Annotated in this window: 10 protein-coding genes and 1 pseudogene; 5 read left to right on the top strand and 6 right to left on the bottom strand. The window is 60.4% G+C overall.

The genetic code is table 11. From position 1 onward, the window contains the following. Nucleotides 1–41: 41 nt before the first annotated feature. Complete coding sequence (locus IB252_RS20930) at nt 42–1,583, bottom strand: alkaline phosphatase D family protein (RefSeq protein WP_192410130.1); 1,542 nt, start codon at nt 1,581–1,583, stop codon at nt 42–44. Nucleotides 1,584–1,908: 325 nt separating this feature from the next. Here IB252_RS20930 and IB252_RS20925 point away from each other — a divergent pair, with 325 nt between their 5' ends. From IB252_RS20925 to IB252_RS30205, 3 genes and pseudogenes are all read left to right on the top strand, one after another. Further along, nucleotides 1,909–3,114: a colicin E3/pyocin S6 family cytotoxin gene (locus tag IB252_RS20925; RefSeq protein WP_192410129.1), complete on the top strand. Its 1,206-nt coding sequence runs from the start codon at nt 1,909–1,911 to the stop codon at nt 3,112–3,114. Continuing rightward, the gene (locus IB252_RS20920; protein ID WP_192410128.1) at nt 3,111–3,353 is read left to right on the top strand and encodes a hypothetical protein; all 243 of its coding nucleotides are present in this window, start codon (nt 3,111–3,113) and stop codon (nt 3,351–3,353) included. The genes IB252_RS20925 and IB252_RS20920 overlap by 4 nt, the downstream gene beginning before the upstream one ends. A 17-nt stretch (nt 3,354–3,370) precedes the next feature. Next, a pseudogene (locus IB252_RS30205) lies at nt 3,371–3,463 on the top strand (IS110 family transposase); the annotation flags it as partial. A 41-nt stretch (nt 3,464–3,504) separates the two neighbouring features. On the opposite strand, the gene IB252_RS20915 reads toward IB252_RS30205, so the two are convergent. The 3 genes from IB252_RS20915 to ptsP are packed head-to-tail and all read right to left on the bottom strand — an operon-like array spanning nt 3,505 to nt 9,058. After that, nucleotides 3,505–5,244 carry a PTS fructose-like transporter subunit IIB gene (locus IB252_RS20915; protein ID WP_192410127.1) on the bottom strand — a complete coding sequence of 580 codons (1,740 nt, stop codon included), beginning with the start codon at nt 5,242–5,244 and terminating at the stop codon, nt 3,505–3,507. A gap of 11 nt (nt 5,245–5,255) precedes the next feature. Then, nucleotides 5,256–6,197: a 1-phosphofructokinase gene (gene pfkB, locus IB252_RS20910; protein WP_192410126.1), complete on the bottom strand. Its 942-nt coding sequence runs from the start codon at nt 6,195–6,197 to the stop codon at nt 5,256–5,258. Continuing rightward, nucleotides 6,197–9,058 (bottom strand): phosphoenolpyruvate--protein phosphotransferase, encoded by a 2,862-nt coding sequence (ptsP, locus tag IB252_RS20905; protein ID WP_111450453.1) that lies wholly within the window; start codon nt 9,056–9,058, stop codon nt 6,197–6,199. Before ptsP ends, pfkB begins: the two co-directional genes overlap by 1 nt. 288 nt (nt 9,059–9,346) lie before the next feature. On the opposite strand from ptsP, the gene cra reads away from it, so the two are divergent. Together cra and IB252_RS20895 are read left to right on the top strand one after the other, a co-directional pair. Further along, nucleotides 9,347–10,342 (top strand): catabolite repressor/activator, encoded by a 996-nt coding sequence (gene cra, locus IB252_RS20900; protein WP_192410125.1) that lies wholly within the window; start codon nt 9,347–9,349, stop codon nt 10,340–10,342. 3 nt (nt 10,343–10,345) lie between these two features. Continuing rightward, on the top strand, nt 10,346–11,122 hold the full coding sequence (locus IB252_RS20895; RefSeq protein ID WP_192410124.1) for a TatD family hydrolase: 777 nt from the start codon (nt 10,346–10,348) through the stop codon (nt 11,120–11,122). On the opposite strand, the gene IB252_RS20890 is transcribed toward IB252_RS20895, so the two are convergent. Further along, on the bottom strand, nt 11,123–11,512 hold the full coding sequence (locus IB252_RS20890; protein ID WP_192410123.1) for a hypothetical protein: 390 nt from the start codon (nt 11,510–11,512) through the stop codon (nt 11,123–11,125). A gap of 235 nt (nt 11,513–11,747) precedes the next feature. Next, nucleotides 11,748–13,778, bottom strand: a complete 2,031-nt coding sequence (locus IB252_RS20885; protein WP_192410122.1) for a methyl-accepting chemotaxis protein — start codon at nt 13,776–13,778, stop codon at nt 11,748–11,750. Between the last annotated feature and the right edge of the window lie 74 nt (nt 13,779–13,852).

Genomic DNA, 13,852 nt, shown 5'->3' with positions numbered 1-13,852 from the left:
TCTCCCCTTTGGGGAGAGGGCTGGGGTGAGGGGTGGTTCTATCAGACTGGCTGCAATTTCTGTTCGAAAACAGAAACCCCATCCAGATCCCGCAACACCACACTCATCTCCCCCGTCTGCCCATCAATATTCACCTCACCAAAAAACTGAAACCCAGCAAACGGCGAGGTGTTCTGTGCCGGTGGTGCTTTCTCGAACACCACCTCGGGACCAAAGGTCTTATCCAGCGAATCAGGCCCGAAACTCCCCGCATTCAAAGGCCCGGCGACAAACTCCCAGAACGGTTCGAAATCCTGAAACGCCGCACGGTCCGGGTGGTAATGGTGCGCGGCGCAGTAATGCACATCCGCCGTCAGCCAGACAAAATTGCGCACCTGCTGCGCCCGCAAGAAACCCAGCAGTTCGGCGATTTCCAGTTCACGGCCCTGAGCCGGTCCCGGGTCGCCGTTGGCCACCGCTTCCCAACGCGTCACGCCGGGGCTGACTTCACCGTCCGGTACGCCGAGGCCGATGGGCATGTCGGCGGCGATGACTTTCCACTGGGCCTTGGAGGCCTTCAACTCAAGTTTGAGCCAGTCCAGTTGTTCGCGGCCAAGGAAAGGTTTAGCGGCGCCCAGGTTGTCATCATTGGCCCCGCGATAGCTGCGCATGTCGAGCACGAACACATCAAGCAATGGCCCATAACCGAGCTTGCGATAAATCCGCCCGCCGCCATCGGCGCTCTGCAACCGCATCGGTGCGTATTCGAGCCAGGCCTGACGCGCGCGACCGACCAGGCTGTGGATATCTTTGCTCTTATAGCGATTATCCAATTGCTTGCCCGGCGACCAGTTGTTGACCACTTCATGGTCGTCCCACTGCCAGATCTGCGGAACCTCGGCGTTGAAGCGGCGGATGTTTTCGTCCATCAGGTTGTAGCGGTAATTGCCGCGATAGTCGTCGAGGGTTTCGGCGACTTTGCTCTTGGCTTCAGAGGTGATGTTGCGCCACACGCGGCCGCTCTCTGTGGTGAGCTGCGCAGGTATCGGACCGTCGGCGTAGATGGTGTCGCCGCTGTGGATAAAGAAGTCTGGCAGGCGCAAACGCATGGCTTCGTAGATGCGCATGCCGCCGATGTCCGGGTTAATGCCGAAGCCCTGGCCGGCGGTGTCGCCGCTCCAGACGAAACGGAGGTCGCGACGGGTTTGCGGCACGCTGCGCAGGTGGCCGAACCAGGGTTCGCTGGTGACGCCGCTCTGGGCGTCTTCGAAGTGCACGCGGTAGAAAATCGCCTGGTCGGCGGGCAGGCCAGTGAGTTCGACCCGGGCAGTGAAGTCGGTATCGGACACGGCCAATGGCGAGACAAAACGACGGGGGTTGCTGAACAGGCTGCGGGTGTCCCATTCCACCACCATGCGCGCCGGACGATCACATCGGCTCCAGATCATCGCCCGATCGCCCAGCACGTCGCCGGACTGCACGCCATCAGTGAGTTGCGGCCGATCCTTGACCGAGGCAATCACCGCCGGCGCCAGGCCTGGCAACAACAGCCCGGCACCGACGGCTTGTATGACACGACGACGGCCGAGGTCGAATTCGCTCATGGTGTTCTCCCTGAAAAAGGAAAACTAAAACACGCACGTATGACCCGGGCATGACACAAAACCTGCCAACGCCACAGATCCCCTTGTGGGAGCGAGCCTGCTCGCGAAAGCGGTGCAACAGATTTTCGTTGAATGTTAAACCCTGTGGGAGCGTGGCTTGCCCGCGATGAAGGATAACGCGGTCATGCTGACTCGCCACCAAAACCCTTGCAACACCAAGAAATAGGAAATTTCAGCGCCGCTTTTAGGAAACGTCCTAACGCCAATACCCGAGCGCCCCGGATAGGTTCGAGGCTGCTCCGGACACACGCGAAAAAGGACGCCTATGGCACGCGACAAGGACATCCCGCAAGTCTGGGAACACAGCACTGGTGGCGGCGGCTCGGGCATTGGATACCGTTACCTGCGAGACATGACCCCGACTGAGTTAGCCGAGCGTGAGGCGAGGCAAAAGACTTACGACGACATGCTCGCCCGGCAACAGGCTTATGAAGATCGCATCTTCAAAGAAGTCGAACAGAGCAAACAGTTCGCCACACGAGGCTGCGTATTCGCCAAAAGCTGCAACCTCCCCGACGGCGTCATTAATCACGACAACCCGGCCGGTTTTGTCCCCGTCGAGAAACTGACTGACTACGGGTTGTGGGCCGTGCTTGGCACCGGGGTCGCGATCACCGCCGAAGGGATTCCACTGAAACTGGTGGGGTCCTCGACAACGGGTGGCGTCATATCCCAACGTCTCGGCGGTTCTCTTGCTCTGCGTCTACTAACAGGCTCAGCGGTTGTAGCGACTGGTGCAGCGGTCGGGACAGTTGCGCTATTGATGCCCAACGCCAGCATTTCTCCAGACAGCGCCTTTTACCAAAACGAGCAATACGCATTGCTGGATACGGGGCGAACCCGTGTCCGTATCAACGTAAAGACATTACCGGATGGCTCAGTCAACGCTTACGGCTTTTACACAGGCGGGAAAAAAGACTGGGAGTTTGTCCCGGTCATCAAGGCCACTCAAGAAGGCGATAAGTTTGTTGCTGACATCGGTAACGGAATTGGCCTGACCTGGACGCCAGCAGCGAATCCTGACGTTGTACTGGGAATTCCTGCATTGGAAGGCGCCTCGCAACTACCGTCTGTATGGGTGTACCCGCCCACCGAGCAAGCCAATAAAGCACTAGTGAACCCGGAGCATCCGCCCGAGTATCAGGATGCGATCATCTGGTTCCCTGCCGACACAGGTGTAGAGCCGGTCTACATTATGCTGAGTGTGTTGCCGGGGGATCACAGCTATCACCCCAGACCGAACAGCTTCCCTGCGTTCCCAGGGCTCAAACGCGCAACACCTAAAACTCCAAAAAAAGGCGGTGGGTTACGCGATAGATGGAAAGATGAAGACGGTACGATCTACGAATGGGACTCTCAACATGGGGCGCTAGAAAAGTACAACAAGCGTGGAAAACACCTCGGTGAGTTCAATCCGGAGACGGGGACCCAGACAAAGCCAGCAAATAAAACCAGAGCAGTTGAACCATGAAATACAAACTGAAGTTTCAGATTTACGGAATACCTGAAAACGGTGACTTGGCTGTATTCGAGGTGGATTTGTCCCGGTCCATTACAACGGATGCCCTGATGCCAATAATGGCTTGGCATGAAGAAGAGGATGCCATGGCAAGCCATCTACTATCCGCCGGGCAGGTTACAGCCATCGAGAATCTCGCAATGATTGAACTTCCCAAGGACCTAATGCTGTATCTCAGCAGCTACGAGTGAGCCTTGAATGACGCGCAACTCAGGCGCTGGTGATGCTGGCTCGCAAGCTTGCTCGGGTGGTATTCGCCTTGCTGAAAGGGCAAAGCGAATATCAGCCAAAAGCCAGTTGAGGGCTTTCCCTCAACCATAGAATCTCCCACAGGGTTTGGTGTCAGGCGCTGACTGGCTCTATCGCCAATTCAACGACTTCCGGCCGCTTGACCACCGCATAAACCACCGCCGTCAGCAAACTCCCGGCCACAATCGCCAGCAAATACAGCAGCGCATGATTGATCGCATTCGGGATCGCCAGCACGAACAACCCGCCGTGCGGCGCCATCAGTTTGCAGCCGAAATACATCGACAACGCACCGGTCAGCGCACCACCGGCAATGCTCGCCGGGATCACTCGCAGCGGGTCTTTCGCGGCAAACGGAATCGCGCCTTCGGAGATGAAGCACAGCCCCAACACCAACGCCGCTTTACCGGCCTCGCGTTCGGTCTGGGCGAACTTGCGCCGCGCAATAATCGTGGCGATGCCCAGGCCAATCGGCGGCACCATGCCGGCCGCCATGGTTGCGGCCATCGGTGCATAACTTTGCGACGCCAGCAGCCCCACCGAGAACGCATACGCGGCTTTGTTGATCGGCCCGCCAAGGTCGACGCACATCATTCCGCCCAGCAATACACCGAGCAGAATTGCGTTGGTGGTGCCCATGCTGTCGAGGAAGTGCGTGAGCCCTTCGAGCATTCCGGCTACCGGTTTGCCGACCACGTAGATCATCACCAGACCGGTGAACAGACTCGCCAGCAACGGGATGATCAGGATCGGTTTGAGCGCCTCAAGACTTTGTGGCAAGCGCGCATAACGGTTGATCGCCTGCGCCGCGTAACCGGCGATGAAACCGGCAATGATCCCGCCGATAAAACCGGCGCCCAAAGTGCTTGCCAACAGACCGCCAATCATCCCCGGAGCCAGGCCCGGACGGTCGGCGATCGAGTAGGCGATGTAACCCGCCAGCAGCGGCACCATCAACTTGAACGCGGTCTCGCCGCCGATCTGCATCAGCGCCGCCGCAAGCGTGCCCGGTTCCTTGAACGCGGTGATGCCGAAGACGAACGACAAGGCGATCATCAGACCACCCGCCACCACCATCGGCAGCATGAACGACACGCCGGTCAGCAGGTGTTTGTAGACGCCGGTTTTCTCTTGCTTGGCCGGGCCTTTGGCACCGCTCGAAGCAGTTTCCTGCGTGCCTTCGGCCAACGCTTTGTTCAGCGTCGCCTCGGCTTGTTTGAGGGCGATGCCGGTGCCGCAACGGTAAATCTTCTTGCCGGCAAAACGCTCGGTGGCGACTTCGATATCGCAGGCCAGCAGCACCACGTCCGCATCGGCAATCGCCTCTGCACTCAACGGGTTGCGCGCACCGACCGAGCCCTGGGTTTCCACTTGCAGTTCGTAGCCCAAACGCTTGGCCGCTTGCTGCAAGGCTTCAGCGGCCATGAAGGTGTGAGCGACGCCGGTCGGACACGCGGTAATCGCGACCAGACGCGGAGCGTTTTTCACGAGTGCGGCAGGCTCGGCCACGGCTTCGGGGGCGACGTAAACCTGAGCCTCTTCAGCACCGCGACGCAGCACCGCTTCAACATCTTGCAGGGCTTGCGCCGGGGTACTCTGGAACACCCGTTTGCCGACGAACCGCGACATATCCACCGGCGCGCTGGTCACCAGCAATACCCACTCGGCCGCCTCGATCGTGGCCGCCGACAATTGGCGTTCAGGGTGCGCGGCATCGTTGACTTCGACACTGGTGCTCCAGCCCTGACGCTGGGCCGCCGCGTCGAGCAAACGGGCGCACAGCACACTGGTGACCATGCCGTTCGGGCAGGCCGTAACAATGGCTAACTTCATGACAAACCCTCTTATTGTTCTGTCAGGGGGCGCACGCGCACGCCCTGTTCGAGCCGCGCCAACTGCGTGGCGTCGCCAATACCGAAATCGATCTGGGTGACGGCCATCGCGGCAATCGCCGTGGCGGTGCGCAGGGTCTGTTCAGGCGTGTCGGCGCTGAGTAGACCGTGGAGCATGCCGGCCAGTAACGAATCGCCTGCGCCCACAGTGCTGACGACACTGACCTTGGGCGGCGTGGCATGCATCGCCGAGCCGACACTGAACCAGTTCACGCCATCGGCGCCGTCGGAGATCACCACGTGCTCGATGCCTTGAGCATGCAAGCGGCTCGCGGCTTCAGCCTGTGCCGCGACCGAAACCATCTCGCAGCCCATCACGTCGGCCAGCTCTTTGGTGTTCGGCTTTATCAACCACGGACCGGCATTGAGCGCGGCCCGCAAGGCTTCGCCACTGCTGTCCAGCGCCACGTTCAAACCGAGATTTTTCAAGCGCACAATCAACGCCTGCAACCACTGCGCACTGATGCCTTGAGGCAGGCTGCCGGCAACGACGACCGCGTCATGACCGGGCGCTATTTGATCAAGTCGATCAAGCAACGCCTGCTGCGCGGCTTCACTGACCAAGGGGCCGGGACCGTTGATGTCGGTGATGCGCCCATCGCTTTCCGCCAGTTTGATATTGCTGCGCGTCTCCCCCGGTACACGGATGAACGCGTCGACAAAGCCGCGTTTGGCGAACAGGGTTTCGAACGCTTGAAGGTTATCCTCCCCGAGGAAACCGCTGACCGTGAGCTGATGCCCAAGGTCCGCCAGCACTTGTGCCACGTTCACGCCTTTACCGGCGGCATGCGTGTGCATCTCGTCGCTACGGTTGACTTGGCCGGGGGTAAGTAGCGGCAACTGGACGGTGAGGTCCAGCGCCGGGTTGAGGGTCAGGGTCAGGATCTTGGCCATTACAGGGCCTCCACTAGTGCGCGCACTTCATTGGCGCTGCCCACGGCCAGGGCCTGTTGGGCAAGGATTTGGGTCTGGGCCAGGCTGAGTTCGCGAACCCGCGCCTTGACCTCGGCAATGCTGCGACCCGACACGCTGAGCTCGTCCACACCCAGACCAACCAGCACTGGCACCGCCAGCGGATCGGCCGCCAACTCGCCGCACACGCCGACCCACTTGCCGTGGGCATGCGCCGCGCGCACGGTGATGTCGATCAATTGCAGCACCGCCGGGTGCAAACCGTCAGCCTGGGCCGACAAGGTTGGATGACCACGGTCGATGGCCAGGGTGTATTGGGTCAGGTCATTGGTGCCTACACTGAAGAAGTCGACCTCTTTGGCCAGCACCGGCGCCAGCAATGCAGCCGACGGCACTTCAATCATGATCCCCAATTGCAAGTCGGCAACCGGAATTTCCAGACGCAGACGTTCGGTCATGTCCCGGGCCTGGCGCCATTCGTCGACGCTGCCGACCATGGGGAACATGATCCGCAGTGGACGGTTGTCCGCCGCACGGAGCAACGCGCGCAATTGCGCTTCCATGATGTGCGGACGTTGCAGGGTCAGGCGAATACCACGCACGCCGAGGAACGGGTTTTCTTCTTTGGCGATCGGCCAATAGGGCAGCGGTTTGTCACCGCCAACGTCGAGGGTGCGCACCACCAGCGGCCGACCTGCCAGGCCATCGAGGACGCGACGGTATTCGACTTCCTGGGTCGCCTCGTCCGGCGCCTGCGAGTGGGCCATGAAAATCAGTTCGGTGCGCAGCAGGCCAATGCCTTCGGCACCCTGCTCCACCGCGCTGGTCACGCCCGCGCTTTCGCCGATGTTGGCGAACACTTCGACTGCATGACCGTCAGTGGTCAGTGCCGGTTGATGGCGTTGTTCGGCGGCGGCTTTCAAACGCTGCTCGCGGGTATCGCGCTCTTCGGTGGCACGCTGCAAGGTCGCCGCGTCGGCGTCCACGTGCAGGCGACCGCGTTGGCCATCAATCAGCAACGGCGTACCCGGTGCCAGCAGCAACACGGCCGGGCCGGCGCCGACCAACGCCGGAATACCGAGGGCTCGGGCGACAATCGCACTGTGCGCGGTAGCACCACCACGGGCGGTGAGGATGCCGGCGACGCGCGCCGGATCAAGGCGGGCGACATCGGATGGACCCACTTCATCCATCACCAGAATGTACGGTTGCTCAGGCTCGCTCGGGGTTTCGACGCCACTCAGTTGCGCCAGCACTCGGCGGCCGATATCACGCAAGTCGGCGGCACGCTCGGCGAGCAAGGCGTCCTGCAGCGATTCCTGTTGTTTGGCCGCCGCTTCAATCACCGCCATCCATGCCGCTTCGGCACTTTCGCCCTGCTTGAGACGGGTGTCGACTTCATCGGTCAATTCCGGGTCGTCGAGCATTTCCTGGTGGGTGATGAAAATCTCGCGAATGGCCTTGGACTTGCTGCGTTCGATCAGGCCTTCGATGTCGCGACGCACGTCCGCCAACGCCTGTTGGAGACGCTCGCGCTCGATCGCGGCAGACTCGCCGCGCAGCGGGTAATCAATGGTTTGCAGCACTTGGATGTGCGCCGGGCCGATGGCGATGCCCGGTGCGGCGGCGATGGCCTGAACCAGACTGCCGGAGGCTGGCGCGAGGATTACCTCGGCCACATCGGCGATCACTTCGCGCTGCTGGCTCACGGCTGGCAACGGCTCGACTTCTTCACCGAGGCCTTCTTCGATGGCGGCCAGCAAGGCTGGCAAGGCATCGGCGGCGATGCTCGGTTCGGCAACAAATTCCAGCACCTGACCACGACGGGCACCGAGGCTGAGCAGTTTGCTCAAGCTCTTCACCGACACCGCGCTGTCCTGGCCATCGACGATGCGTACGCGGATTTCACCTTCAAAACTTTTCGCCAGTTGCGCGAGGATCTTCGCCGGACGCGCGTGCAAGCCGTGGGCGTTGGCCAGCGCGATGCGAGCGCTCGGCCAATCGGCCGGCAACTCACCGCCCAGGACTTCGAGAACCTTACGGCTGCTGGTGGCGCGGCCCAATTCGTGGCCGCGACCTTCGATCAGCAACGCACAAAGGCGTTCGAGCAAGGCCTGATGGGCCTCACCGAGACTGGCCAGGCAGAACAGACCGCTGAGCGGCTGGCCGAGGTAACGCATGGGTTTGTCCGGCGTAACGAAGGCCAGGCCCGGACGCTTGACCGTTTGCTCGCTGTGCAACCACCACAGGCCATCGCCCAGGGGCAGCGCGTCGACCTGCTGCAACACGGCAGAGAAACCGTTGCTCACACAATCGGCCTGACGCAGCAAACGCGCACCGCGCCAGACCAGCTCTTCGAAGTCATCGGCGGACACACCGAGGCCGATCATCTGGGCATCCAGCGCCAGTTCTTGCGGCGCGCCTTGCAGCAGTTTCAACAAGGCTTCGGCGGAACTGGCGCGGCGCAGCGCCTGGCCCAGGTCGGTTTCGCCGAGGGCACGGGTCAGCAATTGCAGCAAGCGCAGGTGTTCGTCGGATTTGGCCGCAATACCAATCGCCAGGTAGACGATTTGACCGTCGCCCCAGTCCACGCCTTCAGGAAACTGCATCAGCCGCACGCCGGTGGAAAACACCAGATCGCGGGTTTCCGGCGTGCCGTGGGGGATGGCAATACCTTGACCGAGAAAGGTCGAGCCCTGGGCTTCGCGCGCCTGCAATCCGGCGAGATAACCCTCGGCCACCAGGCCATCGGTGACCAGATGCTGCGCCAGCAGGTGCAACGCGGCGGACTTATCCACAGCCGATTGGCCCATGGATATCTGCTCTATGGTGAGCTCGAGCATGCTTTCTCCTTTTTGGCGTCTTGTGACGCCAGGTATTGTTTTGAATGATTCAGCTTAGGCCCTTAGTCATCACTTTTGGCGGTTTCGCGGCAGAACCGGCAAAGGAGCCCATAACGTAGAAAATACGCTTGCTGAAACGTTTAATCTAGAATGATTGGCACGTTACTCGATAATGTCTCATCCTTGAAGTCCAATTGTCGGATGCGTCGCGACGATGGTCGTCTGCCTTAATCGGGTAGGATTGGCGAAAATGTCGAGGCAAGCTCGAAAAAACAAGGAAAACCCGGGTTGAAACTCAGTGATATCGCCCAGTTGGCCGGTGTGTCCGTTACCACCGCCAGCTACGTCATCAATGGCAAGGCAGAACAACAACGTATCAGCAGTGCCACCGTCGAGCGCGTGCGTGCGGTCGTCGATCAACATGGCTTTACGCCCAATCCCCAAGCCGCCGGGCTGCGCAGTCGGCACACCCGCACCTTGGGTTTCATTCTGCCGGACCTGGAAAACCCCAGTTACGCGCGCATCGCCAAACTGCTGGAACAAGGCGCCCGGGCTCGCGGCTATCAGCTGCTGATCGCCAGTTCCGATGATGCGCCAGACAGCGAACGGCAATTGCTGAAACTGTTCCGGGCCCGACGCTGCGATGCATTGATCGTTGCCAGTTGCCTGCCGGCCGGCGATGACAGCTACCGCCAATTACAGGCCAAGGGCATTCCGATCATCGCGATCGACCGGGTCATGGAGCCTGAACATTTCTGTTCGGTGATCAGTGATGACCGCGAGGCCAGCCTGCAACTGACCCGCAGTCTACTGGACCCGCTGCCCAAACAGATCGCACTGATCGGCGCACGCCCTGAATTGAGCATCAGCCAGGAGCGGGCGGGCGGTTTCAAAGACGCGTTGGACGGGTTCAAAGGCGAGGTACTGATCGAACACGGCGAGTCGTTCAGCCGTGAATGCGGCAAACAGTTGATGGAAGAACTGCTACAGCGTCTGGGCCATTTGCCGGATGCGCTGCTGACCACGTCCTACGTGCTGCTTCAGGGCGTGTTCGATGCCTTGCACGACTTCCCGCTCAAAACCCGCCCGCTGCGCCTCGGTACCTTCGGCGACACGCAGCTGCTGGATTTCCTGCCGCTGCCGGTCAACGCCATGGCCCAGCAGCATCAGCTCATCGCCGACAAAGCGCTGGAACTGGCCCTCGCCGCCATTGAGCAATCGGATTACCGACCCGGCGTGCAGGCCATCGCGCGGACCTTCAAGCAGCGTATTCGCCAGGACTGAACCGTGGAGCTGATCGACAGCCACACTCATCTGGATTTTCCGGACTTCGACGAGGATCGCACGGCGTTGCTGGCCGAGAGCCGCGCTCTTGGAGTGCGGCGGATGGTGGTGCTGGGGGTTTATCAGGGCAATTGGCAGCGGGTCTGGGATCTGGTGCAAAGCGATCCCGACCTGCATGCGGCGTTCGGTTTGCATCCGGTGTATCTGGATGATCATCGCCCTGAAGACTTACACGAACTGGATGATTGGCTGACCCGGTTGGCGGGTCATCGGCAGTTGTGCGCGGTGGGCGAGATCGGTCTGGATTACTTTATCGAAACCCTGGACCGTGAACGCCAACAGGCACTGTTCGATGCGCAGCTGCAACTGGCGGCGGACTTCAATCTTCCGGCGCTGATTCATGTGCGACGCAGCCATGCGGCGGTGATTGCCACGCTCAAGCGGTTTCGCTTGAAACGTGCGGGGATCATTCACGCCTTCGCCGGCAGCAAAGAAGAAGCCCGCGAATACATCAAGATCGGTTTCAAACTGGGCCTGGGCGGTGCCGCGACCTGGCCTCAGGCCCTGCGCATGCATCGTGTGCTGGCCGAATTGCCGCTTGAATCGGTGGTACTGGAAACCGATTCTCCGGACATGGCGCCCGCCATGTTCCCCGGCCAACGCAACAGCCCGGCGCATCTGCCGGCCATCTGCTCGGCACTGGCGGGGATCATGGCGATCAGTCCCGAGCAATTGGCCGCCGCCAGCACGGCCAACGCTTGTGAGCTGTTCAACTGGTAATCAGTCGGCGTGGGCCTTGGCGGCTTCCAGCGTCAGCGTCATGTGGTGTCGGTGCCGGGCAAACCGCATGACGGCGAAGTAGACGAAAATCGCCAACAGCGAAAAATTCAGCTGCTCCACGACGCTGAACATCCCGATCCACTCCAACACCAACGCCACCAGCAACGCGGTGCAAACCATGACCATCGTGCTCGCCCGCAATAATGCCAGTGAGTCGAGGGACTTGAAGCGCTTGATCTGTTTCGGATCGTTCAGTTGTAGCGCTTTCTGGCAGTGGGAACACGCGAACGCTTCGTTGATCGCAATGGCGTTGAGTTGCCAGGGTTTGAGCAGGAGTGTGCTCCCGCAATGAGCGCAATGACCCTGGATTCCAATCGTTACAGCTGACATTACCGAGCCTCCTCAGGGCGGGTCCAAGTGATTGATCTTCCTTGATTAAAGACCAAAAACCAGACGGTGGAGGAAAACAGGAAAAACGCCACAAACAAAGGGAACAAATACTACAGACGGAGCATAAAAACCTGTGGGAGCGAGCCTGCTCGCCAAAGCGATCTATCACTCAACATTGATGTCGACTGACAAACCGCTTTCGCAAGAAGGCTCCCACAGGTGTGCCGGGGTGGTTTCAGACCCGGAACGCACTGATCAGCTGCTTGAGCTCCACCACCTGAGCCGACAATGCGCGACTGGCATCCTCGGTCTGGTGTGCACCTTCGGCGGTACGCTCACCGGCGCGGTTGATTTCCACAATATTCTGGTCGATGTCGTGGGCCACGGCGGTCTGCTGCTCTACGGCGGCGGCGATTTGCTGGTTCTGATCGACGATCATGCCGACGGCACCGAGGATGTTTTCCAGCGCTTGCTGAACCTTTTCCGACTGCCCCACCGTGCCGTTGGCCATTTGATGACTGGTCCCCATCGCCTTCACCGCAGCGCCAACACCGCTGTGCAGCTTGGCGATCATCTGCTCGATTTCCTCGGTCGATTGCTGGGTGCGCTTGGCCAGGGTCCGGACCTCGTCCGCCACTACCGCAAAACCACGACCCTGCTCACCGGCCCGAGCGGCTTCGATGGCCGCGTTGAGCGCCAAGAGGTTGGTCTGTTCAGCGATGCTCTTGATCACCTCCAGCACACGGCTGATGGACTGGCTGTCGCTGGCCAGTTGGTTGATCACCAGCACCGACTGGTCGATCTCACTGGCCAGTGCCGCGATGCTGCCCTGCTGGGATTCCACCAGCCCGCGACCGCTGATGGTCTCATCGTTGACGCTATGAGCGCTGCTGACCGCTGCCGCGGCACTGCGTGCAACCTCAAGGGACGTGGCGGACATCTGGTTCATGGCCGTGGCGACCTGCTCGATCTGCGTGCGCTGCCCCGCCACCGCCTGGTTGCTCTGGGCGGAAACGTTCTCCACCTGCCCGGCCTGGCGCTCGACCTCACTGACGGTCTGGCCGACCCGCTCGATCAGGTCGTGGATTTTCTTCACGGTGCCGTTGAACACCTCGCCCAACTCGCCCAGTTCATCGCGGCTGTTGGCGCTGAAGGTCACCGTCATGTCGCCGGCCGCGACCTTGTCCATCACCGCACCAAGACGCTTGAGGGTGGTGCGGGTCGAGGCGTAGAAGCCGCCGTAAAGGTAAAAAATCAGCACAAACACCACCGACAAGGCCACGGCCTGCAAGACCATGTGAGTGCGGTTCTGCTCCAGTCGCTGCTGCAGCTGGGTGCCAAGAAACTTCAGGGTCGCTTCATTGAGTTGGTAGGTCTGGTCCATCAGGCCCGTGACCTGATCGTAAAAGCCCTGCCACGGCGCATCCAGCGTGTCGGCCATCACGACCTGCTCTTCGAACAGTTCACTGGCCTTTTTCAACGATGCCTTGCTGATATCGGCCTGAGCGGCCAGGGTTTCCCGCGCCGCTTTGCTGGAGCCCAGCGCGTCCTGCAACTTCAGGGCATATTCGGCCTGCAGTTTTTCGATCTGCGCCAGCAACTCATCAAAACGGGTACTCGATGCCGAGTTGAGAAAGCCCTGCCCCAGCGAAAAAGAACCCATCGCCCGGCCTTCGCCCAGAAGCTGGGTCACGGGCGGGGTGACATTGGTAATGAGTTCGCTCAACTGGCGCATGTCGCTCTGGGTGTCGCGACTGAGGCCGGCCTGACTGGCGATGATCTGGCTGAAAATTTGTGCGTTACCGAGCAACTTGCCGATCATCGCGCTTTTGCTTTGCAGGGAGTTTTCCGTTTGCTGGGCCTTGAACGCGGCGATCATTTCATCGCGCTTGCCATCGAAAACCATGATTTGCTCGGGGTCCGCGGTCATCGCCGTCAGTCCTTGCAAACGGGTCAGCACATTTTGCCCCACGGTACTGATCTGCGACTCGACATTGCCGGCCTTGCCGGACTGACCAAGGGTGACGTTGATCTGCACCAGGTTGTTCAGGGTTTCCAGATCGCGTCGTAACGTCAGGCTGCTGCCCAGCAGGTCGAGGCTTTGCAGTTCGACCCGGGTGCCCTGGAATTCTCGATAAGAATCGCGCACCAGATAGAAGTTGGTCACCAACATCGGCACAAGGAACAGCACACTGATCAGGCTGAACTTCATGCCAAAGCTCAGGCGGTTCATCAGCGCGACGGCGGGATAGAGCAAGCTCTTCACTGGAAGTCTCCCTTTGATTTCTTATTTTTATTGGCAGGCGCGGGTCGACAGCAGATAGCCACTATTCGGCGCTA

This window comes from Pseudomonas sp. PDM10, assembly GCF_014852295.1.
Taxonomy (GTDB): Bacteria; Pseudomonadota; Gammaproteobacteria; order Pseudomonadales; family Pseudomonadaceae; genus Aquipseudomonas.
Note: the sequence above shows the minus strand (reverse complement) of the source record. Positions and strands in the feature narration are given on the sequence as shown.

Coding starts and splice junctions, on each gene's coding strand:
- IB252_RS20920 (WP_192410128.1), top strand. CDS start 3,111: ATGAAATACAAACTGAAGTTTCAGATTTACGGAATACCTGAAAACGGT.
- IB252_RS20915 (WP_192410127.1), bottom strand. CDS start 5,244: ATGAAGTTAGCCATTGTTACGGCCTGCCCGAACGGCATGGTCACCAGT.
- ptsP (WP_111450453.1), bottom strand. CDS start 9,058: ATGCTCGAGCTCACCATAGAGCAGATATCCATGGGCCAATCGGCTGTG.
- IB252_RS20925 (WP_192410129.1), top strand. CDS start 1,909: ATGGCACGCGACAAGGACATCCCGCAAGTCTGGGAACACAGCACTGGT.
- IB252_RS20890 (WP_192410123.1), bottom strand. CDS start 11,512: ATGTCAGCTGTAACGATTGGAATCCAGGGTCATTGCGCTCATTGCGGG.
- IB252_RS20930 (WP_192410130.1), bottom strand. CDS start 1,583: ATGAGCGAATTCGACCTCGGCCGTCGTCGTGTCATACAAGCCGTCGGT.
- pfkB (WP_192410126.1), bottom strand. CDS start 6,197: ATGGCCAAGATCCTGACCCTGACCCTCAACCCGGCGCTGGACCTCACC.